Source organism: Pseudomonas sp. MPB26 (assembly GCF_046605355.1).
GTDB lineage: Bacteria > Pseudomonadota > Gammaproteobacteria > Pseudomonadales > Pseudomonadaceae > Aquipseudomonas > Aquipseudomonas cedrina.
This window is the reverse complement of record NZ_CP176793.1, coordinates 3037511-3059397: the sequence shown is the minus strand read 5'-3', so window position 1 is coordinate 3059397 and position 21887 is coordinate 3037511. Positions and strand designations below refer to the sequence as shown.

Genomic DNA, 21887 nt, shown 5'->3' with positions numbered 1-21887 from the left:
CGGCAGGCTTCACTGGGCTGGGACAAGGCGCCATCTAAAACTATTCGACGCGGCCCGTCATATATTTCAACCGTGCAATAAAGCGTCAACAGCGCAATAAACCGGACATCTTTGCGCAAGGCGCCCATGCCAGCATCGGCCTCCTTTTTGCGGAGACTGCGCCCATGCACTCATTGACCTCCCCCCGGCATCTGGCCCGCCAGGCCGTGCTGTTACTGACGATGTCTTACCTGACCGGCTGTGCCAGCCCGGCCCCGGTAACACCCACCACCCGCTGCGCGCAGGTGGACCACCCGGTGTATGACCCGGCCGAACCGGTCAACCGCGGGGTGTTTGCGTTCAACCGTGCGGTGGATGATTACGCCCTCGCGCCTGTGGCGCGTGGTTACCGCTACCTGCCGGATTTCTTCCAGCAGGGTGTGCATAACTTCGCGAGCAACTTCAGCGAGCCGGAGGTGTTTATCAACGACCTGTTGCAAGGCAACCCGCGGCGTTCGGTCAATACCCTGGGGCGCTTCGCCGTGAACACGACAGTGGGCGTGGTGGGGCTGTTCGATGTGTCGGACCGTCTGGGCATCCCGCGCCATACCGCCGACTTCGGCCAGACATTCGGTGTGTGGGGCATGGGCAACGGCCCCATTGTCGAATTGCCCTTGCTGGGCACCAGCAACAGCCGGGATGCGGCGGGCAAGGTCTTGAGCTTCCTGGTGTCGCCACTGGGGGACAGCGATACGGTGCAAACCCTGGGCACCATCAGCCTGGTCGGCGGTACGGTGGATACACGGGCGTCACTGTTGCCGCTTACCGACAGCCTGCAAAAACTGCCGGATTACTACAGCGCATTGCGTAACGTGGTGGCGCAAAACCGGGCTGCTTTTGTGCGCGAAGGCCAGGAAGGCGCCACATCCGCGGCACTCCAGGGTTGTGTGAACAAAGCCTCGGATGATTTTTAAAACGCGCCCAACGGGAGTCACATCTTGCAGCATGGCGTTTATCGCCGACAGGCTTCGGAGCCTATAAGTTTGGGTTCACTTCGCTCCTGAAGGTGAAGTGATCCTCTACTTATAGAAGGAAATATCCATGCTTAGCGCTATCAACCACTCACTGGGCAGCTTTCATTACCAACCCCTGCAGCAGGATGCTGCGGAGCCCCAGCGCAGGAAGCGCAGCATTGACGATACGCAAATGAGCGTTGCTGACCCTAACAGCACCGGGAACACCAACACCAACAACAACCGACGCAAGCCCACAGGCCAGTTGACACGTCTGGGTGGAGGCAACCTGCTTTAATCACCTCATATGAAGGGCAGTGCACGGCCCTTCGTATCTTCATTCTTAACAAAACCATGACATTCCCTGCGTTAATCTTGCCGGTTCAATCCAGCCTGGAATCCTCGCCTGCATGTTGCACACCGACACACTGCCCGACGTACTGGCCGGCCCACTGCTGAGGCGTCTCGAATCTCGGCGCCTGGTGTTGTGGCTGGTGGGCAGCCGTGCACTGGAATTGAAGCTGAAATTGCATCTGCCCACGCAGACACTGGAAATCAACCTGGACAGCTGCCAGGTTGTCCCCGTCGGTCGGCAGGCGTTTATCCACTTGATCGATGTGCCACTGGACGACGCGCTGCCGCGTGACGTGGTGATCAGCTACGACCTGCTGGTTGACGACGCCGGCATTGCCGAGTGGGCACCGCACCTGCTGTATACCAACACCCAATACCCCAGTTTCGTATTGCACAGCCGTATCCACCAGTTGGTGCATGGTTCATGTCGCAAACCCCATCACAGTGCCGACGAGGGCTTGCTGTGTGTCGACCGCCTGCTGGCCGATGCCAGGACCCCGGCCGACCGCCCAGCCTTGCTGATGATGAGCGGCGATCAGGTCTACGCCGACGACGTGGCCGGGCCGATGCTACGCGCGATACACGCGTTGATCGCGCGCCTGGGCCTGTTCGATGAGTACCTGCAGGGTGCCGTAGTCGATGACAGCGCCAGCCTCTACGGCCACAGCGCCAGCTATTACCATCGCGCCGACTTGCTGCCGGCGCTGGACAGCAACGAAACCCTGCGCGAACGCTTCTTTGGTGGGGTAAAAAAGCCGATCTTCACCAGCAGCACCGCCGATAATCACCTGGTGACCTTCGCTGAGGTCATCGCAATGTATCTGCTGGTATGGTCGCCGACGCCTTGGACACTGATCTCGCCCGTGCCTGCGCAACTGAGCGCACAACGACAGCAACGCTACGCACGCGAACAGGTGCAGATCGACCGATTCCGCGACGGCCTGCCCGGTGTCGCGCGGGTCTTCGCTCACTTGTCGACGCTGATGATCTTTGACGATCACGACATTACCGACGACTGGAACCTGAGCGCCCAATGGGAAGAGACCGCCTACGGCCATCCATTCTCCAAGCGCATCATCGGCAATGCCTTGCTTGCCTACCTGCTATGCCAGGGCTGGGGCAACCAACCGGATGTGTTTGGCGAGCTGATCGGCCAAACCCAGGCGCTCACTGCCAAGCCCCAGGCCAACCACCTGGACGCCGCCGCGCAGGATGAACTGCTCGAAGCGCTGCTGAAATTCCAGCGTTGGCATTACGTACTGCCCACTACACCCGCCCTGGTGGTGCTCGACACCCGCACCCGCCGTTGGCGCAGCGAGTTCACTCTCAAGCAACCGTCCGGCCTATTGGACTGGGAGGCCTTGAGCGAACTGCAACAGGAACTGCTGGACCATCCGTCGGCGATCATCGTCTCGCCCGCCCCGATCTTTGGCGTCAAACTGATCGAGACCGTGCAGAAAGTCTTCAGCTGGTGCGGCCATCCGTTGTTGGTGGACGCAGAAAACTGGATGGCCCATCGCGGCGGCGCCCAGGTGATCCTCAATATCTTCCGTCACTCGCGCACGCCGGGTAACTACGTGATCCTCTCGGGTGATGTGCACTATTCGTTTGTCTACGAAGTGCTGATTCGCCATCGCAACGCGGGCCCGCGCATTTGGCAGATCACCAGCAGCGGCATCAAGAACCAATTCCCGCCGCGCCTGCTGGAATGGTTCGACCGCCTCAATCGCTGGCTCTACTCACCGCGCTCCCCCCTGAACTGGTTCACCCGCCGGCGCACCATGCAGGTGGTGCCGCATATTCCGGAGCACGCCGAGGCCGGCGAACGCTTATGGAATTCGGCGGGGATTGGCCAAGTGTTTTTCAACGAGCAGGGCCAGCCTGAGGCGATTTACCAGCACAACGCGGATGGGAGGGTGCGCACGAGGATGGTGGCGCCGAAACGGTAGCCAATAGCCATCTTTTTTAACCGTACGTCTGCCCTATTCAAAGCGCCCAAGCCCCGATGTACAGTAGCCCCAGCCACGGAGTATCGGCGACAACAGGGGCAGGCCATGAATGCCTGCCCACGCAAGGAATGCGCAGATGGACGATACCTCCGACACAAATCCGCTGAAGCAGGATTTCTCTCACTTCAACGCGGACATGCTGCACACCGTTCTCGAACTGGTCAGTGACGGGGTCTGGGATTGGAACGCCAATACTGGGTTCGTCTACCGCAACCCAGGCTGGTACGAAATGCTGGGCTATCACCGCCATACGCTGGAAAACAGCGTATTCACTTGGGAGAGCGTGATCCACCCGCAGGATTATCCCCAGGTGATGAAGCGGTTCGACGACTACATCCACCGTCGCGCCCCCTATTACCAGGCCGAGTACCGCTGCCGCAAGAAAGATGGCAGCTACCTGTGGATCGAAGACCGGGGCTACGTGATTGCGCGCAATGCTGACGGCTCGGTGGCACGCATGGTGGGCGCCCATCGCGATATTCATAGCAGAAAATGCTCCGTCGAACAGTTGGAGCGACGCAACCAATCCCTCGAGGCCCTGGTAGCCGAACGCACACGTGAGCTGTCGCGGGTCAATCGGCAGTTGCAATTGCAGCTTGATGAAAACCGCTCCCTGGCCGAACGAGATGCCTTGACCTTGGTTGCCAACCGCTACCGCCTGGAAAAAGTACTGCTGGAAGAGAGCGCCCGCGCGCAGCGCTTTCGCCTGCCGCTGGCTCTGATTGCGATAGATGTCGATGACTTCAAGCCGATCAATGACCAGCACGGCCATGGAGTGGGTGACCAGACGCTGGTGCAGTTGGCAGAATGCCTGGAAAGCTGCGTTCGCCCGGGTGACCTCCTGGCCAGATGGGGTGGCGATGAATTCATGCTGGTCCTGCCCAAGACTTCCTTGAAGGCCGCAAAGGCACTGGCGCAGAGTATCCGCCAGGCATTAAGCAACCGCCCGCACACGGGCGGTATCAAGATTACCGTGAGCCTGGGCGTGGCTGAACGCCGAATGGATGAATCCCCCGCAGACCTGATGGCCCGTGCCGATCAGGCGTTGTATCGAGCCAAGGCGGCGGGGAAGGATGGCGTGTCGGAATAACGCCTTGCGCTGTTATCGAACCGGCGGCGCGTTCATTTGAGCCGCAAACGACCCTTAGGCAAGAACTCCTTCCGATTTGGAATGACCCGGCGACTTTATTTCGTTTGCGGCAGGGACGGGCGCCCGGCTTAGATAAAAACACGCCCGCCACTGCCGAGTCGCCGATTCATGAGCCGCGAAACCATCAGCCAGTCGATTTCCATCGTTCACCCCATCAGCCTTAGCCACGGTAAAAATGCCGAGGTCTGGGACACCTCGGGCAAACGCTATATCGACTTTGTAGGCGGCATCGGTGTGCTCAACCTCGGCCATTGCCACCCCGGCGTGGTGGAGGCGATTCGTGAACAGGCCACTCGGCTGACGCACTACGCGTTCAACGCTGCCCCACATGCGCCCTACATCGAGCTGATGGACCGTCTGACCGCGTTCGTCCCGGTGGACTACCCAGTCAGCGGCATGCTGACCAACTGCGGCGCAGAGGCTGCGGAAAATGCGCTGAAAATCGTCCGCGGCGCCACCGGTCGCACGGCGGTGATTGCGTTTGACGGTGCCTTTCATGGGCGCACCCTGGCCACCCTCAACCTCAACGGCAAAGTTGCGCCCTACAAGCAAAAGGTCGGCGTACTACCCGGCCCTGTGTATCACCTGCCCTACCCCAGCGCTGATAACGACGTGAGCTGCGCTGAGGCGCTGAAAGCCATGGACCGTCTGTTCAGCGTGGAAATCGACGTCAACGATGTGGCGTGTTTCATCATTGAGCCGGTGCAGGGCGAAGCAGGGTTCCTGGCATTGGATCGCGAATTCGCCCAGGCCCTGCGGCGCTTTTGTGATGAGAACAATATCCTGTTGATTGCCGATGAGATCCAGTCGGGCTTCGGCCGTACCGGCCAGCGCTTTGCCTTCTCGCGCCTGAGGATCGAGCCGGACTTGATCCTGCTGGGTAAAAGCATCGCCGGCGGTATGCCGCTGGGCGCAGTCGTTGGGCGCAAGGCGCTGATGGACAACCTGCCCAAAGGCGGGCTGGGTGGCACCTATTCCGGCAACCCCATCGCCTGTGCGGCGGCATTGGCCACGCTGGATGCAATGACCGACGGACATCTGAAAGCCTGGGGCGTACACCAGGAAGAAGCCATCGTCAGCCGTTATGAAACCTGGCGGGCCCAAGGCCTCACGCCCTACCTCGGGCGCCTGACCGGCGTCGGTGCCATGCGCGGCATTGAGCTGGCCAACCCTGACGGTACCCCCGCGCCAAATGCGCTGGCCCAATTGCTCGGCCTGGCGCGGGACGCCGGCTTGCTGCTGATGCCCAGCGGCAAATCGCGGCACATCATCCGTTTGCTGGCCCCCCTGACAATAGAGCCTGCGGTATTGGAGGAAGGGCTGGATATGCTTGAGACGTGTCTGAAGCAGTTGGTTTAATCGCCAGTGCCTGCGCCTGATAAATCTCCCTGTAGTGAGCGGGCTTGCCCCGCGCTGGGTGGCGAAGCCGCCCCAATAAAGACAACGCCGAACTCCAGAGAAAACCAGGTCGGCTGGTTTGGGGCGGCTTCGCAGCCCAGCGCGGGACAAGCCCGCTCACTACAAGTTACTCTGCCTTGACCTGATCCCCCTCCCCCCTGAAAATGCCCGACGCTTTTTTGTCCTCGTTTACTGAAGTAGTGAAATTTCAATGTCCGATTCCTACACCCTTGAAGAATCCGTAGTCGCCTTGCGCGCCAAAGCCGAATACGAAAACGCCATCAATCTTTCACAGCACGTGCCTGCCGCCAAGATCATCAGCGAGATGGTGCTGGACGCATTCCACACCTCCAAGGAAAGCGACCAGATCCGTGAGCTGCGCGTGGCGATCCGCCAGGCCCACGATGCCTTCGACGACGACACCGCCTACGACCTGATGGGCCAGCTCAAGCAACTCAAAGACGCCGAGGCAGCCGACAACGCCGCCTTGGAAAACCTCAGCAGCCAGTTCTCCATCAGCCGCATCCTGTCCAGCTTCAAGGACGACCCCGAGTTCCAGGAATTGGTCTACGGCCTGGCATTGAAAGTGCTGAACCAGAGCCACCAGGCCATCAGCAACCCGAGCGCCGGCAAGAGCAAGGCGTCACGGCCCAAGAAAGAAGCCGAAGTGTTTGTGATCAGTAAGGACGGCATCAGCGTCACCCTGCCGCTGCGCACGCCGCGCTCAAAGCTGAACGTTGACCGCGAGGCGTTCGAGTTCCTGGGTTTCAGCTTCGTGGGTGAAGGGGATGAAGCGCAGCTGGAGGTTGAAAGCTTTGTGGATAACGCCGGCACCGAACAGCCGCTGAGCCGCAAGAGCGTGATCACGGCGTTGCAACAGCAGACGGCGTTTGAGGGGTATAGCATCGCGCAGCAATAATCAGCACTGCTGGGCATATGTGGGAGCTGGCTTGCCTGCTCCCACATTAGTTTTTGTGTTGGCTTAAACAACGCTCTTGACCTGCGCCGCAAACACCTCGCAAAACCGCGCCATCTCCCGTTTGCTCCCCACCGTCACCCGCACCCACCGCGGCCAGTCTTTCCATACCCTTCCAATCAGCACGCCGTTCGCCGCGAGGCGCTCGATTACCTGTTCGGCCGGTTGTTGCACGTCGATCATGAAGCAATTGGCCTGGGACGCTGTGCAGGTAAAACCACGACCTTTCAACCACGTCACGGTCTCATCGCGCAGTTGGTTATTGAGCGCCTTGCGCTGTGGCAACAGCTTCACATCTTCCAGGCTGGCAAGGCCGCCGAGCAGACTTGCGCCCGCCGGTACGTTGTCACCGCCAAACACCGCGAGCCGCTCCAGCAGCGCCGGGTGGCCGATCGCCAGGCCCAGGCGGGCGCCGGCCATGCCGTAGATTTTCGAAAAGGTGCGCAGCACCAGCAGGTCGTCGTGGTCCTTGACCCAACTGACAACGCTGGGCACGTCGGCGAAGTCGATATAAGCCTCGTCCACCACCAGCACACTGCCCTTGGGTTTGTCCGCCAGTGCCTGACGGATAGCGTCGACGGGCGTGACGGTGCCGGTGGGGTTGTTGGGGTTGCACAGGTACAGCATGCCGGCCTGGGGATCGGCGGCGAGCATGGCCGGGATGTCGTGGGCGTGGTCGGCGTTCAGGCTGACTTCCTTCAGTGGCGCCTTGTTCGATTGTGCCGCCTGGCGCGGCACTTCGTAGGACGGCGTGGCCATCACCAGGCCGCGGGTCTCGCTGGTAAAAGCCAGCACTGCATAGCGCAAGGCGGCCATGGAGCCTGCAAACACAGCCACCTGCTCTTCGGCAATGCCCTGCTGCTGGGCAAACAACCCGGCCAACGCATACATGTGGCCGTAAGGATAACGTGCGCAGGTGGCGATGCCCTGCTGCATCGCCTCGCGCGCGGCGCTGGAGGGGCCGTAGGGGCTCTCGTTGTAGTTGAGCCGCACCTTGTCGGACTTGGCCGGCGGCGGTGCCGCAACCGCCCAATCCAGGCGTCCCAGCAATGGCAGGGCAGCGCCCACGGCGAGAAGGGTCCGACGACTAACGCTGACCATGTGACAACTCCTTGTTGTAGGCAGGTAATGGATTCGCACAGCTCGTACAGGGAGGTATGACGAGAAAAGCATCTGCGAATTTAAACCTGCGCCCAAGAAAAAGCCCCGCGCTTCTCTCGAAGGCGGGGCTTTTTCACTCGGGACTCTTCAGTGAGCGGCGGTCAGTGAGCGGAGGTCAGCAACAGCTCTTTCGGCACTTGGAAATCCAGGGACATCATCACGCTGAGCGCGGTGATGGTGAAGATCGAGAACACGAACAACTTGCGCGCCCAGACGGTGTCATCCACCGCCTTGTAGCCGGTCCAGGCCATGTACAACCAGTACATGCCCATGGCCGCGGCGACGGCGAGGTAGCTCATGCCGGCGTAGCCACTGAAGGTCAACATCAAGGTCGCCACGAGGAAGGCCAGGATGTAGAGCAGGATATGTTTCTTGGCCACCTGGATGCCACGCTTTACCGGCAAGACCGGAATAGAAGCAGCCAGGTAGTCATTGAAGCGGAAAATCGCGATGGCGTAGGAATGCGGCATCTGCCACAGGCTGAACATCACCAGCAGCACCAGCGCGGCCATGTCGAAGCTATTGGTTACAGCCACATAACCAATCACCGGCGGCATCGCCCCCGACAGACTGCCCACCAGCGTGCCGTGCACCGACTTGCGCTTGAGGTAGAGGCTGTAGAGGCCGACGTAGATGACAAAGCCGATCACGGCAAACAGCGCCGCCAGCGGGTTGGCCACCTTGTACAACAGCACTACACCGGCAACACCCAGGACGGTCGCGAAGATCAGTGCCAGCTTCAGGGAGATAAGCCCCTGGACCAGCACGCGATTCTTGGTGCGCTCCATCTTGATGTCGATGTCACGGTCGATGCAGTTGTTGAACACGCATCCGGAAGCTACCACCAGGGACGTGCCGATCATTGCAGCCAGAAAGATGGCCAGATCGACATGCCCCTTGGAGGCCAGGAAGAAACCGCCCGCCACAGAAAGCACGTTACCGAAAATGATCCCCGGTTTGGTGATTTGGATAAAGTGCTTAAGCGACATCGGGTTTTACCTCACTTCGCCATCATGTAGGTGTGGATGCTGAACATGATCCACAGCGACAGACCAACCAGCAGAACGATCACCAGGCCTGCGAACACGAACGCAATCACGTTCTCGCGCTGCTCTTTGGAACGATCCAGGTGCAGGAAGTACACCAGGTGAACCAGGACCTGAATCACCGCGAACGCCAGGACGATCATCAAGGTGATCGACTTCGGCAGGGTTGGGTACATCACCAGGCCGAACGGGATCAGGGTCAGGATGACCGACAGGATGAAGCCGATGGCGTAAGACTTTACGCTGCCGTGGCTCGAATCGTGGCTGTCATGGGAGTGTGCATTAGCCATTACAGAGTCCCCATCAAGTAAACGACGGTGAATACGCAGATCCAGACCACGTCCAGGAAGTGCCAGAACAGGCTCAGGCAGCTCAGGCGGGTCTTGTTGGTGTTGGTCAGGCCGTGCTTATTGACCTGATACATCATCACCGCCATCCACAGCAGGCCGGCGGATACGTGCAGACCGTGGGTGCCCACCAGCGTGAAGAACGCCGACAGGAAACCGCTGCGGTGCGGGCCGTAGCCTTCGGAGATCAGCAGGTGGAACTCGTTGATCTCCATGCCGATGAAGCCCAGGCCGAACAGGAAGGTCAGTGCCAACCAGCTCAGTACGCCTTTCTTGTTGCCCTTGTAGAAGGCCAACATGGCGAAGCCGTAGGTGATCGAACTGAACAACAGCAAGGCGGTTTCGCCGAGCACGTAAGGCAGTTCGAAGATGTCGTGGCCCGACGGGCCACCCGCTACGTTGTTTACCAGTACCGCGTACACCGCGAAGATCGACGCAAACAGGATGCAGTCGGTCATCAGGTAGAGCCAGAAACCGAAGACGGTCATTGGCCCCGAGTCGTGGTGATGGTCATCGTGCCCATGGTCATCGACATGGGCGTGTCCAGCATTGGTCACTAAGTTCGACATGGTTTAAGCCTGTTCCAACGAGGTTTCTACACGGTTGGCCGGGATTTTCTTCTCGGCGACCAGGCGAGCGTGCTGCTCGGCTTCGATGCGCTCGATCGTTTCGACCGGCACCATGTAGCCTTGATCATCACGTGCTGCGTGGACAATGAAGTAGCCGATGGTGCCCACCAGGCTCACGATTGCCAGCCACCAGATGTGCCAGATCATCGCGAAACCGAACACGGTCAACAGCGCACCCATCACCACGCCAGTGGCGGTGTTGCTTGGCATGTGGATCGGTTCGTAGTGCTTGGGCTGCTGGTACGCAGTACCGTCTTCCTTGGCTTCGGTGAACGCATCGATAGTGTTCGCAGTCGGGATCACGGCGAAGTTGTAGAACGGCGGTGGCGAGGAGGTCGACCATTCCAGGGTGTGGCCATTCCATGGATCGCCCGATTCGCACATGTTCTGCTTGCGATCACGCACGCTGACATACAGCTGGATCAACTGGCAGGCGATGCCCACAGCGATCATCACCGCACCGAACATGGCGACGTACAGGTACGGCACCCACTCAGGGTTGGTGGTAGCGTTCAGACGACGGGTCATGCCCATGAAGCCCAGTGCATAGAGCGGCATGAACGCGACGAAGAAGCCCGAGATCCAGAACCAGAATGCAGCCTTGCCCCAACCTTCGTGCAGCTTGAAGCCGAACGCTTTCGGGAAGTAGAAGCTGAAACCAGCGATGTAACCGAATACCGCGCCACCGATGATCACGTTGTGGAAGTGAGCGATCACGAACAGGCTGTTGTGCAGTACGAAGTCAGCACCCGGGATGGCCAGCAGTACGCCGGTCATGCCGCCGATGGCGAACGTCACCATGAAGCCCAGGGTCCACAGGACCTGGCTGGTCATGCGCAGACGACCGTGGTAGATGGTGAACAGCCAGTTGAACAGCTTCACCCCCGTCGGGATGGAAATCAGCATCGTCGCCAGGCCGAAGAAGGCGTTGACGCTGGCCCCCGAACCCATGGTGAAGAAGTGGTGCAGCCACACCATGAAGCCCAGTACCGAGATCGCGCCCGAGGCGTAGACCATCGAGTGGTGACCGAACAGGCGCTTGCCGGTAAAGGTCGAGATCACTTCGGAGAAGATACCGAACGCTGGCAGGATCAGGATGTACACCTCAGGGTGACCCCATGCCCAGAACAGGTTCACGTACATCATTGGATTGCCACCAAGTTCATTGGTGAAAATGTGGAAATCCAGGTAACGGTCAAGCGACAGCAGCGCCATGGTAGCGGCCAGGATCGGGAACGAAGCCACGATCAGGACGTTTGCCCAGGTGCAGGTCCAGGTGAAGATCGGCATGTCCATCAGTTTCATGCCAGGGGCGCGCATTTTCAGCACGGTGGCCAGGAAGTTGACCCCCGTCAGCGTCGTCCCGAGCCCTGATAACTGCAGCGCCCAGATGTAGTAGTCCACACCCACGCCAGGGCTGTATTGCAGGCCCGACAGTGGCGGATACGCAACCCAACCGGTCTTGGCGAATTCGCCGACGCCCAGGGACACGTTGATCAGCACCACACCGGACACCAGCAGCCAGAAGCTCAGGGAGTTCAGGAACGGGTAGGCAACGTCACGGGCGCCGATCTGCAGCGGCACCGCAAGGTTCATCAGGCCGGTAAAGAAAGGCATCGCCATGAAAATGATCATGATCACACCGTGGGCGGTGAAGATCTGGTCATAGTGTTCAGGTGGCAGGTAGCCAGGCGAGCCCTCGGTGGCCATGGCCAACTGGGTACGCATCATGATGGCGTCGGCAAAACCACGCAGCAGCATGACCATGGCAACGATGATGTACATCACGCCGATTTTCTTGTGGTCGACCGAAGTCAGCCACTCGGTCCACAGGTAGGTCCACTTCTTGAAGTAGGTGATACCCGCAAACAGTGCCAGACCACCCAGCGCGATCATGGCGATGGTAATCATCACAATCGGCTCGTGGAACGGGACCGCATCCCAACTTAATTTACCAAACATCGTTTACTCCTCTGCCCCAGCAGTTGAATGCGCGCCCGTGTCAGAACCTTCAACCGCGGCCACTTCTTTCTTCTCGTGCTTGACCGGCTTGCCTGGCTTCATACCTTCGTACTTGTCGACGATTTTTTGAAACAGGTTCGGCTCAAACGCGGAGTACAGGGCGACTGGGTTGTTCTGGCTTGGTTTGGTCAGGGCGTCGTATTCAGCTTGATCAAGCTGTTTAGGTGCGGCCTTGACTTCGGCTACCCAGGCGTTGAAGTCTTCCTGGCTCGTCGAGATCGCTTTGAATTTCATGCCGGTGAAGCCAGCGCCGCTGTAGTTGGCGGAGATGCCTTCCATTTCAGCTTTCTGGTTGGCGATCAGGTGCAGCTTGGTCTGCATGCCTGCCATCGCGTAGATCTGACCGCCCAGGGCCGGGATGAAGAACGAGTTCATCACAGCGTCGGAGGTGATCTTGAAGTTCAGCGGGGTGTGCTCCGGGAACCGGATCTGGTTCACAGTGGCGATACCCAGGTCCGGGTAGATGAACAGCCACTTCCAGTCCAGCGCGACCACTTCGATGTTGATCGGCTTGACGTCGGATTCCAGCGGACGGTACGGGTCCAGTGCGTGGGTGGACTTGTAGGTCACGTAACCCAGGGCAATGATGATGAGGATCGGGACCAGCCACACCGCGATTTCGATCTTGGTGGAGTGCGACCACTTCGGCGCGTAGGTGGCGCTGGTGTTCGACGCGCGGTATTTCCAGGCGAAGGCGAAGGTCATGATGATCACAGGCACCACGACCAGCAGCATCAGCAGGGTGGCGGTGATGATCAGGTTTCGTTCATCCAGACCGACCTGTCCTTTTGGGTCGAGCAAGGTCCACTTGCAGCCTCCCAGCATTAACATCATGCCAAGCAGCGGCAAAAAGCCTAGTAATCGGGGGTACCTGTTTTTACTCATCTCACGACCTCTAAAGCAGCTTGCGCAATGCAGTTGGGTTTTGATCGCCAACACTTCACCCTGCCAAGGGTTGGCATTTCTCTTCGATTGAATAAGAGCCTGCCCATCACGTCATAAAGGAACGTTTCACGGACCTGCGGTGAGTTCTTATTCGATTTCGTGGTTAAAGGCCTTATTACAGACCAATTCCATTTGGTGCGGATAGTTGGAAGGCTGCCGGAACCTTGGGGTCGCACAGAGCCATCCATCTGCCCCTCGACCGCTCCAGTGCTCAAAGATTGAACGGCACCGGACATTCAGTGCGGGCGATTGTAGTTAGCTGGCGATGTATAAACCATGTCTGATAAAGAAATAATTTTTATCGATTACAGCAATAATCCTTCACCAATATTGCAAAGGTTCGCGATCTTATCGCGTTCGATTCTCAACAAAAACCACAAAAATCGCCGTGTTATAGGGCAATACATCGCCCCCCTTACCCTGCGTAAGGGCCTGCCAAACCGAAGCGAGCCCCCATAAATCAAGGCATTGGGACATCACAAAATTCCTGGCACGGCGCGAGATTGGCGAGATCGAAAGGACTATAAACTGACAGCACATCTTGGCCGTTTTATGCAAATCCAAGGGCCTGGCCGGGCGCTCGGAAATGGCCTGCGGCAGCTTCCGTGTGACAACATGTCGCACACTGCGCGCACCCGAAATTGCCCGGCGTCACGTTCTGTTCACAAAATTCCTGCAAGCAAAAACGCCCCGGCCTTCCTTCAAGAAAGACCGGGGCGTTTGCGCGGATCAGCGTCAGGCGTTGCGCTGGCGATTTCGATAGATGCCCAGGGGCACCAGGATCACGGTCAGCACGAACGCCACGAGCGCCCACTGTGCCAGTGACAGGCCCAGCACGGGTGGGTAGGGGGTGCTGCAGAAGCCATCGACCTGGAAGCCCAGGGGAAACACCTTGGCCAGGGGCAAGTCGTCGACGATAGGTTGCAGCACATCGACGCCGCAGCTGACCTGCGGGAAAAATTGGGTGTACACATGGTGACCGGCTGCCGCCACACCGCCGAGGGCGCTGAGTATCACCAGCCCTTCAAAAAACGTGAGGGCGCCCTTGGTGCGCATGCCCGCGCCGATGAACGCGAAGACCGCGATCAACAGCAAGGCGTAGCGTTGCAGGATGCACAGCGGGCACGGCGCCTCGCCCAGCACCACCTGCATGTACAGCGCACCGCCGATCAGCGCCAGGCAGATGATGCCCAGCAACACCAGAAAGCGCCGCTCCCTGCCTAATCGCAATTCGTCACTCATCTCCGGTTCCCTTTGTTTGGTTGTGCCAATGGCCGCAAGTTTACACACAGGGAGTGGTTTAAACAGAGGGGGGTTAACGGGGGATTAATCGAGGGGAATGCAGAACCAAATGTGGGAGCGGGCTTGCTCGCGAAAGCGGTGTGTCAGTTAGCCTATAAATGACTGATTAACCGCATTCGCGAGCAAGCCCGCACACATTGGACAGTGTGAACCGTTAGATTTTATTCCAGGGCAGCAGCCGGGCCGAAGAATTCATAGCGACTCTGCTTCTCCGGCACGCCCAGCGCCTTGAGGTGGCGCTTGACCGCCGCCATGAAGCCTTTAGGCCCCAGGAAGTAAGCATCGATGTCGCGTTGCTCGGGCAACCAGGCGGCCAGTTGTTCCTGACTCAACAGGCCGACCTTGTCCGCCGCCGGGCTCACGCCGTCATCTTCGGCATAGCAATAGAAGCGCTTGAGTTGCGGATGTTTGGCCGCCAGCGCATCCACCCAATCACGGAATGCATGCACCCCGCCATTGCGCGCGCAGTGGATAAAGTGCACCGGACGCTGGGTGGCCAGCGCAGCTTCGAGCATTGGCAAGGTGGGTGTGATGCCCACACCGCCGCTGATCAGCACCAGCGGTTTTTCGCCGGGCGCCAGGGTGAACTCGCCCGACGGCGGGAACAGGTCAATCGTGGCACCGACCTGCAGCTGATCATGCAAGTAGTTGGAGACCCGCCCGCCGGCCTCGCGCTTGACGCTGATGCGGTACTGGCCCGCATCGCTCAATGCCGACAGCGAATAGTTGCGGCGTACTTCTTCGCCGTCGAGCACCAGTTTCATGCCGATGTATTGGCCCGGCGCTGCGGCAAGGATCGCCCCGTTGTCCGCCGGCGCGAAATAGAACGAGGTAATCTCGGCGCTCTCCTCCACACGTTTGACCACGGTGAACGCCCGCGCACCGCGCCAGCCGCCCGGGGCCTGGGCTTTCTCTTCATAGATAGCGGCTTCGGCGCCGATCAGGATGTCCGCCAGTTGCCCATAGGCATTGCCCCAGGCCGTCATCACCTCGGGGGTCGCGATCTCGCTGCCCAGCACTTCGGAAATAGCGCGCAACAGGCAGGCCCCGACGATCGGGTAATGCTCCGGCAGGATCTGCAGGGCCACGTGCTTGTTGATGATCTTGGCCACCAGGTCGCCCAGTTGATCCAACTGGTCGATATGCCGCGCGTACATCAACACGCCGTTGGCCAAGGCACGCGGCTGGTCGCCGCTGGCCTGGTGGGCCTGGTTGAACAGCGGGCGAACCTCGGGGTACTCGGACAGCATCATGCGGTAGAAATGGGTGATCAGCGCTTCACCGCCGCTTTCCAGCAGGGGCACGGTAGATTTGACGATGGCACGGTCTTGGGCGCTTAGCATGGGAGCCTCCTGGGCTTCTTCACTGATTATCCTGGTGTACTCAGTATTCGTGCCAACTTATAAATCCTTAATTTTCAATGAGTTAAATTATAAGTAGTCAGTATGACACCCTACACCTTATAGTCATAAGGACTACAAAAGGGGTCATTATGACTGCGCAACCGCTGCTCACCACCCTGCTGCCATTGGTCGCCGACCTGTCCCGCGAACTGCCCGAAGGCGAGCGTTACCGCCGCCTGTTGCAAGCCATGCGCGCCCTGCTCCCTTGCGACGCCGCCGCGCTGTTGCGGCTGGACGGCGAATGGCTGGTGCCACTGGCCGTGGATGGCTTGAGCGCCGACACCCTCGGTCGACGCTTCAGGGTCAGCGAGCACCCGCGTTTTGCCGTGCTGCTGAGCAGCCCCGGCCCCACGCGTTTTGACAGTGACAGCGAGTTGCCAGACCCCTACGACGGCCTGGTCGACGGGCTGCACGGGCACTTGGAAGTGCACGACTGCATGGGTTGCCCGCTGTTCGTCGATGACCAGCCCTGGGGCCTGCTGACCCTGGACGCGCTCGACACCGAGCGCTTCAAACGCGTAGAACTGGACGCCCTGCAAGCCTTCGCCAGCCTCGCCGCTGCCACCGTCAACGTCGCCGAACGCATCGAGCGCCTGGCGTTGCGCGCCGAAGACGAGCACCAGCGCGCCGAGATCTACCGCCAGGCCAGCGGCCAGCAGCACAAGGAAATGATCGGCCAGAGCAAGACGCACAAGCGCCTGGTCGAGGAAATCAAGCTGGTAGGCGGCAGCGACCTGACCGTACTGATCACCGGCGAAACCGGCGTGGGCAAGGAACTGGTGGCCCAGGCCATTCACGCCGCCTCAACCCGCGCGGACAAACCACTGATCAGCCTCAACTGCGCCGCCCTGCCGGAAACCCTGGTGGAAAGCGAACTGTTCGGCCATGTGCGCGGCGCCTTCACCGGCGCATTGAACGAGCGCCGCGGCAAGTTCGAACTGGCCAATGGCGGTACGTTGTTCCTGGATGAAGTCGGCGAGCTGTCGCTGACGGTACAAGCCAAGCTGCTGCGGGTGCTGCAAAGCGGCCAGTTGCAGCGCCTGGGGTCGGACAAGGAGCACCAGGTGGATGTGCGCCTGATCGCCGCCACCAACCGCGACCTGGCCGGCGAAGTGCGCCAGGGTCGCTACCGCGCCGACTTCTACCACCGCTTGAGCGTATACCCGCTGCAAGTCCCGGCGCTGCGCGAACGCGGGCGCGATGTGTTGCTGCTGGCCGGTTTCTTCCTTGAACAGAACCGCTCGCGCATGGGCCTGGGCAGCCTGCGCCTGACCAGCGATGCCCAGGCGGCGCTGCTGGCTTATAACTGGCCAGGCAATGTGCGCGAGCTGGAACATTTGATCGGACGCAGCGCGCTTAAAGCCCTGGGTAACTGTCGCGAGCGTCCGAAGATTCTCAGCCTGAGCGCCCAGGACCTGGATCTGCCCGACGTCAGCGCGCCGTTGGTCGAAGAGCAGTCTGAGGTTGTGCCCATTGTCAGCGGCGACCTGCGCCAGGCCACCGAGCATTATCAACGCCAAGTGATCAACGCTTGCCTGGAACGCCATCAGCACAACTGGGCCAGCGCCGCCCGCGAACTGGGCCTGGACCGCGCCAACCTCGGCCGCATGGCCAAGCGCCTTGGCCTCAAGTAGGAGCGAGCTTGCTCGCGAAAAACTCAAGAACACCGCGTTCATTCAAGATGGACGCGTCATTGTTAACGACCTTCGCGAGCAAGCTCGCTCCTACAAAGGTCTACTGCTGGCTTCGGCTTTCGAAACACCAACACATTCCCCACCATCACCAACACCAACCCCATCAACGCCGGCGCCGTCCACTGATAGCCCTCGACAAACGCCGACACATTCAACGCCACCACCGGAAACAGTACCGTGCAATACGCCGCCCGCTCCGGCCCCATCCGCCCTACCAGCGTCAGGTAAGCCGTAAACCCGATCACCGAGCCCGGGATCACCAGGTACCCCAACGCGCCGACATACCGCGCGCTCCAGTCCATCTCGAACGGGATCCCACGCACCGTGCAGTAGGTCGCAAGCATCAAGGCGCCATACGCCATGCCCCAGGCATTGGTGGTCAGAGGCCTGAGGCCCGCCTTTTGCTGCAAGCTCGACAGCATATTGCCCGCCGAGAAACACATCGTGCCCAACAAGGCCAAGCCCAGGCCAAGCAAGGTCTGCGGGCTGGCGGTGTGCCCCGCCAGTTCCGGCCAGAACAGCAAGCCCAAGCCCATCAAGCCCATCCCGCCGCCCATCAACACATTGCGCGCCACGCGCTGGCCGAAGAACACGCGGGCGTTCAGTGCGTTCCACAGCGTGGCGGTGGAAAACACCACCGCCACCAGACCGCTGGGGATCCACTGGCTGGCCGTAAGAAAGCACATGAAGTTCACGCAAAACAGGCACAGCCCCTGGGCCACGCAGATCAGGTGCCCACGCCGGTTCATCACCTGCAACTTGCGGCTGAGCAGCAACAACGCAAACAGCACCAGCGCCGCCAGGCCGAACCGATAAACGATCGACACAGGAATCGCCACCACGCCCAGCTGCCATTTAAGGGCGATCCAGGTGGTGCCCCAGATCAGCACGGTGAGTAAATACAAGGAAAGGTTCATAGCGGGCTCCATCGGTTGAGCCGCAGTGTCGCGCCTGGGCCGTGTTGCGCTCTTGCACATTCTTGCGCTTTTGTCGGGCGACGGGATCACAGCGCCCACCGCGGGGAGTAGCATGCAAGGCGTCGGAGAAATGAACCATGCCTGATCTGCAATCGCTGCACGTTTTCCAAGCCCTTAACCGCTCGCCCCACGCACGCCTGGAAGCCTGCGCCGAGCTCGGTGACGGCGTGTCCGCGGCTTTGTGGAGCAATCACCATGACGCGCAGGATTACCAGGCCCCCAGCCATCACACCTTGTCCTGCTACATCGGCGGCGGCACCGGCACCTTTCGGCGTGACCAGCCGGGTACCAAGGGCGGGCCCGACAAGCTGTGCATCCTGCCCGCCGAGCATCAGTCGGCCTGGGTGATCAACGGCGAGATCCGCCTGGCCCACGTGTATTTCAGCCCGGAGCAGTTTGCCCTGGGCTGCGTCACCCTCCTGGACCGCGAACCGCGCACGCTGCAACTGCGCGAGAGCACCTTTCTGGAAGACGCCGGCCAGGCGCGGCGCTTTCACCGGTTGATCGCGCTGAACTGGCACGAACCCGCCGAGCGCTTGCTGACCAGCAGCCTGGCCCATGAACTGCTCAGCCACACCCTGCTCAGTCAGGTGGGTGCCCGCGACGGGCTGCGCCTGAAGGGCGGGTTGGCGGCGTATCAACGGCGATTGCTGGTGGAGTATGTCGAGCAGCATCTGGAGGAGCCGATCACCCTGGGCCAACTGGCCGGGCTGTGTGCGTTGTCGGAATACCATTTCGCGCGGATGTTCCGCCAGAGTTTCGGCCTGCCGCCCCATCAATACCTGCTGGCGCGACGGCTGGCCCGTGCGCAGGCCCTGCTACGCGGTGGCACGCTGGCCTTGGGGGAGGTTGCCTTGATGTGCGGGTTTTCCAGCGCCAGCCACTTCACCCACCGCTTTCGCCAGGCCATGGGCGCCACCCCCGGCGAGTACCGTCAGGCGTTCTGCGCCTAGGTCATCAACCCCAGGGTTTTCGCCTTGGCCACCGCTTGCGTACGCCGCTCCACCCCTAACTTGCTGTGGATGCGCCGCGCATGAGTCTTGACGGTGTGCAAAGAGATGAACAGGCGATCGGCGATTTCCAGGTTGGAGTTGCCGAGGGCGATTAATTGCAGTACTTCCAACTCGCGCTGGCTGAGGGGATTGTCCAGTGCGCCCGAAGTCGACACCGCCGGTTCCATGCCCAGCTCGCTCAACAGCGCCGGTGAACGCAGCCGCAGTTCGCGGATCGCCTGCTGCACCTGGCAACGCGTCGCCAGTTCCAGCCCGGTTTGCAGCGAGCGACGCGCCAGGACAGGGTCGCCGACGTGCCAAGCGACTTCGCCCAGCACCAGGTGCAGCTCGGTTTCCAGGCAGAGCATGCCGCGTTGACGCGTGGTTTGCAGCAGGGCGTTGAGCCGCGCCAGCGGCTGATCGGCACAACCCAGTTTCACTTCCGCCAGCACCAACAGGTATTCCAGGCGCGGGATCAGTTCCAGGGTGGCCGGCGGCGCTTGCTTGGCCTGGGGCCCGCGAAAATGGCGAAGCACGCGGCGCATCGCTTGTGCGGTCAATTCGGCGCGGCCCTGCTGCAACCAGAAGTGCCCGCTGACCAGCAGCAACACCGCGCGGTAGACCGTGTCGGGTACTTGGCGTTGCTGCATCAGCCGTTCGGCCTCACGCAGTTGTACAAACGCCTGGGCATAGTCGCCACGGTTGGCGGCCAACAGCGCCAGGCCGAGAAACCCGTAGAGCACACGCTTGTCCTGGCTGTGCAGGCAGATCTTCAAGCCGGCCTCGAAGCACTCGGCGGCCAGGCTGTCGTGCCCTTGGCGCAACGCCAGATGCCCGCGCCGCAGCGCGATACGCCCAACCAATGGTCCGGCGGTGAGTTGCTGTTTGAGCAGCATCGCCTGCACGTTTTCCAGCAGGCTCTGGGCGCGATAGGGGGCACCGCGCTGTTCCAGTAATTGCGCGTGATCCAGCTCGAGCAAGGCTTCGAGCAACAACGAGCCGTGGGCGCGGGCCAGGCACAACGCCTCGCGGTTGAGGGTCTGGGCCACGTCCAGTTCACCGCGCAGCAAGGCTTGTTGAGTCAGCCCCGACAAGCACATCAACCGCGACGTCCAGGCACTGTCGGGCAAGGCTTGAAGTGCTTCGATGAAATGTTCGCGCGAACGCTCGGCATCGCCGTCCAGATGCAGCAGCCAACCCCACTGCGCCTGCCACCGCGCCAGCAAGTGCCGCTGTTGCGCCGCCGTCGGTTGCGGCGCGAACCGCGCAAGCTGATCGATACACTGCGCGGCCTGCTCGAAACGCCCGGCAAACAGCAGCGCCGCCGTTACCAGCCCCACCAGTTGCGCCGAACCGAGCATCAATTCATCGCCATGCTCTTCATGCAGGCGCAGCAGCAATACGGCGTTCTGCTGGCGGAACAGGTCTTCGAAACTGAAGTGCTGCAACAGGCTGACCGCCACTTCGTATTCTTCGGCCAGCAGCGCCTGTTCAAACGCCGCCTGCCAGTCCTGTTCGGCGGTGAACCATTGGCACGCGCGCCGGTGCCAGGAGCGCTTGGCCGGCCAGGGTTCATCGCGCAGCAATTGCGCAAGCGGAGGGAAAACCTGCAGCCAGTCGGTGTCTTCCCAAGACTGGATAAACGCGCCGAGGGCCTGTAGCTCGCGCAGGTATTGGCCACCGTCGCCGGCGCCGAACAGGTGCTCGCATAATCCCGGATTGAAACGCGGCAGATGCGCCAGCACGCGCCAGGCTTCGGCCAGCTCGGGCGCCAAGGTGTTGAACAGCTCGTGCTGCAAATAATCGAGCAAGGTCTTTTGCGGATGGCCGTCCCCCAGCAATGCGATACGCGCACCGGCGCACCAGCCGGCACTGAACTGCATGACGCTGTCGACGGATTGTCCTGGGGAATGAATGAGCAGTTGCTGGATCTCGGCAGGGTTGAATGCCAGGTCGGCGCCACACTCCAGCAGTTCGTCGTCGAGCAGCAACCGGGGCCAATTGCACAAGGGCCGGCGCCGCGCGCCGAGCCACCAGGTCAGGGCCGGACTGCTGATGGTCAGCAGGCGGTCGAGCAACGCATCGGTTTCGGGGGTGGGCAAACGACAGAAGTCATCGATGAACAACCATGCCGGGGCCTGCCAGCGAGCCAGGTCCAGCAGCAACGTCGCTTCATCGCTGAACGGCAGGCCGAGGTGCTGCGCCAGGCGCCGGCAAAAGTCGCTTGGGCCAAGGGCAACGCCATTGAGCGCCAGCCAGTACACCTGGCAGCCGGCCGGCGCCTGTAACGCGCATTCGGCCAGCAACGCACTTTTGCCGCTGCCGCCAGGCGCACACAGCAACTTGACCCGTACCGGCGGCGCCAGCAACGGCTCGGCCAAGCGCGGGCGCAGCAGATGGTGGGCGGACAGCCGAGGCATGAATCCAGGACGGTCCAGGCAGCGTGTCATGGCGGTCATTGCTGCATCCTGCGTTCTTATTGTTATGCAA

The 21887-nt window shown here is 60.7% G+C and carries 18 protein-coding genes; 8 read left to right on the top strand and 10 right to left on the bottom strand.

Translation table 11 applies throughout. From position 1 onward, the window contains the following. The first annotated feature begins 164 nt into the window (after positions 1-164). From ACLH0H_RS14040 to ACLH0H_RS14015, 6 genes are all read left to right on the top strand, one after another. Positions 165-953, top strand: coding sequence for a VacJ family lipoprotein (locus ACLH0H_RS14040; protein ID WP_411378502.1), 789 nt, complete (start codon positions 165-167; stop codon positions 951-953). 127 nt (positions 954-1080) lie between these two features. Further along, positions 1081-1290, top strand: coding sequence for a hypothetical protein (locus ACLH0H_RS14035; protein WP_411378501.1), 210 nt, complete (start codon positions 1081-1083; stop codon positions 1288-1290). Between the two features lie 112 nt (positions 1291-1402). Then, entirely contained in the window at positions 1403-3295 is a 1893-nt protein-coding gene (locus tag ACLH0H_RS14030) for an alkaline phosphatase family protein (RefSeq protein WP_411378500.1), read from the top strand. Positions 3296-3431: 136 nt separating this feature from the next. Then, positions 3432-4445 carry a diguanylate cyclase domain-containing protein gene (locus ACLH0H_RS14025; RefSeq protein ID WP_411378499.1) on the top strand — a complete coding sequence of 338 codons (1014 nt, stop codon included), beginning with the start codon at positions 3432-3434 and terminating at the stop codon, positions 4443-4445. Between the two features lie 168 nt (positions 4446-4613). Beyond that, a complete protein-coding gene (locus tag ACLH0H_RS14020) occupies positions 4614-5864 on the top strand; it encodes an aspartate aminotransferase family protein (protein ID WP_411378498.1) in 1251 nt (416 codons plus the stop codon). Between the two features lie 250 nt (positions 5865-6114). Next, on the top strand, positions 6115-6822 hold the full coding sequence (locus ACLH0H_RS14015) for a hypothetical protein (RefSeq protein ID WP_411378497.1): 708 nt from the start codon (positions 6115-6117) through the stop codon (positions 6820-6822). A 63-nt stretch (positions 6823-6885) separates the two neighbouring features. Here ACLH0H_RS14015 and ACLH0H_RS14010 read toward each other — a convergent pair whose 3' ends face one another. The 8 genes from ACLH0H_RS14010 to hmpA form a co-directional block, all read right to left on the bottom strand. Then, a complete protein-coding gene (locus ACLH0H_RS14010) occupies positions 6886-7980 on the bottom strand; it encodes a pyridoxal phosphate-dependent aminotransferase (RefSeq protein ID WP_411378496.1) in 1095 nt (364 codons plus the stop codon). A 161-nt stretch (positions 7981-8141) separates the two neighbouring features. After that, positions 8142-9029, bottom strand: a complete 888-nt coding sequence (cyoE, locus tag ACLH0H_RS14005; RefSeq protein ID WP_076949921.1) for a heme o synthase — start codon at positions 9027-9029, stop codon at positions 8142-8144. Between the two features lie 11 nt (positions 9030-9040). After that, positions 9041-9376 carry a cytochrome o ubiquinol oxidase subunit IV gene (gene cyoD / locus ACLH0H_RS14000; RefSeq protein ID WP_003194051.1) on the bottom strand — a complete coding sequence of 112 codons (336 nt, stop codon included), beginning with the start codon at positions 9374-9376 and terminating at the stop codon, positions 9041-9043. Then, positions 9376-10002, bottom strand: a complete 627-nt coding sequence (locus ACLH0H_RS13995) for a cytochrome o ubiquinol oxidase subunit III (RefSeq protein ID WP_024077337.1) — start codon at positions 10000-10002, stop codon at positions 9376-9378. Before ACLH0H_RS13995 ends, cyoD begins: the two co-directional genes overlap by 1 nt. 3 nt (positions 10003-10005) lie before the next feature. After that, positions 10006-12024 (bottom strand): cytochrome o ubiquinol oxidase subunit I, encoded by a 2019-nt coding sequence (cyoB, locus tag ACLH0H_RS13990; RefSeq protein WP_076949923.1) that lies wholly within the window; start codon positions 12022-12024, stop codon positions 10006-10008. A 3-nt stretch (positions 12025-12027) separates the two neighbouring features. Beyond that, positions 12028-12969: a ubiquinol oxidase subunit II gene (gene cyoA / locus ACLH0H_RS13985; protein WP_057724001.1), complete on the bottom strand. Its 942-nt coding sequence runs from the start codon at positions 12967-12969 to the stop codon at positions 12028-12030. Between the two features lie 795 nt (positions 12970-13764). Continuing rightward, positions 13765-14271: a disulfide bond formation protein B gene (locus tag ACLH0H_RS13980; protein ID WP_076949924.1), complete on the bottom strand. Its 507-nt coding sequence runs from the start codon at positions 14269-14271 to the stop codon at positions 13765-13767. 221 nt (positions 14272-14492) lie between these two features. After that, positions 14493-15674, bottom strand: coding sequence for an NO-inducible flavohemoprotein (gene hmpA, locus ACLH0H_RS13975; protein ID WP_411378495.1), 1182 nt, complete (start codon positions 15672-15674; stop codon positions 14493-14495). 149 nt (positions 15675-15823) lie between these two features. Here hmpA and norR point away from each other — a divergent pair, with 149 nt between their 5' ends. Beyond that, positions 15824-17368, top strand: a complete 1545-nt coding sequence (norR, locus tag ACLH0H_RS13970) for a nitric oxide reductase transcriptional regulator NorR (protein WP_411378494.1) — start codon at positions 15824-15826, stop codon at positions 17366-17368. 62 nt (positions 17369-17430) lie between these two features. Here the strand turns inward: norR and ACLH0H_RS13965 are convergent, their stop codons facing one another. Further along, the gene (locus ACLH0H_RS13965; RefSeq protein ID WP_411378493.1) at positions 17431-18345 is read right to left on the bottom strand and encodes a DMT family transporter; all 915 of its coding nucleotides are present in this window, start codon (positions 18343-18345) and stop codon (positions 17431-17433) included. Positions 18346-18482: 137 nt separating this feature from the next. On the opposite strand from ACLH0H_RS13965, the gene ACLH0H_RS13960 reads away from it, so the two are divergent. Beyond that, a complete protein-coding gene (locus tag ACLH0H_RS13960) occupies positions 18483-19358 on the top strand; it encodes a helix-turn-helix domain-containing protein (RefSeq protein ID WP_411378492.1) in 876 nt (291 codons plus the stop codon). Here the strand turns inward: ACLH0H_RS13960 and ACLH0H_RS13955 are convergent. Beyond that, positions 19355-21856: a LuxR C-terminal-related transcriptional regulator gene (locus ACLH0H_RS13955; protein ID WP_411378491.1), complete on the bottom strand. Its 2502-nt coding sequence runs from the start codon at positions 21854-21856 to the stop codon at positions 19355-19357. The two genes, ACLH0H_RS13960 and ACLH0H_RS13955, sit on opposite strands and share 4 nt — an antisense overlap. Positions 21857-21887: the final 31 nt, after the last annotated feature.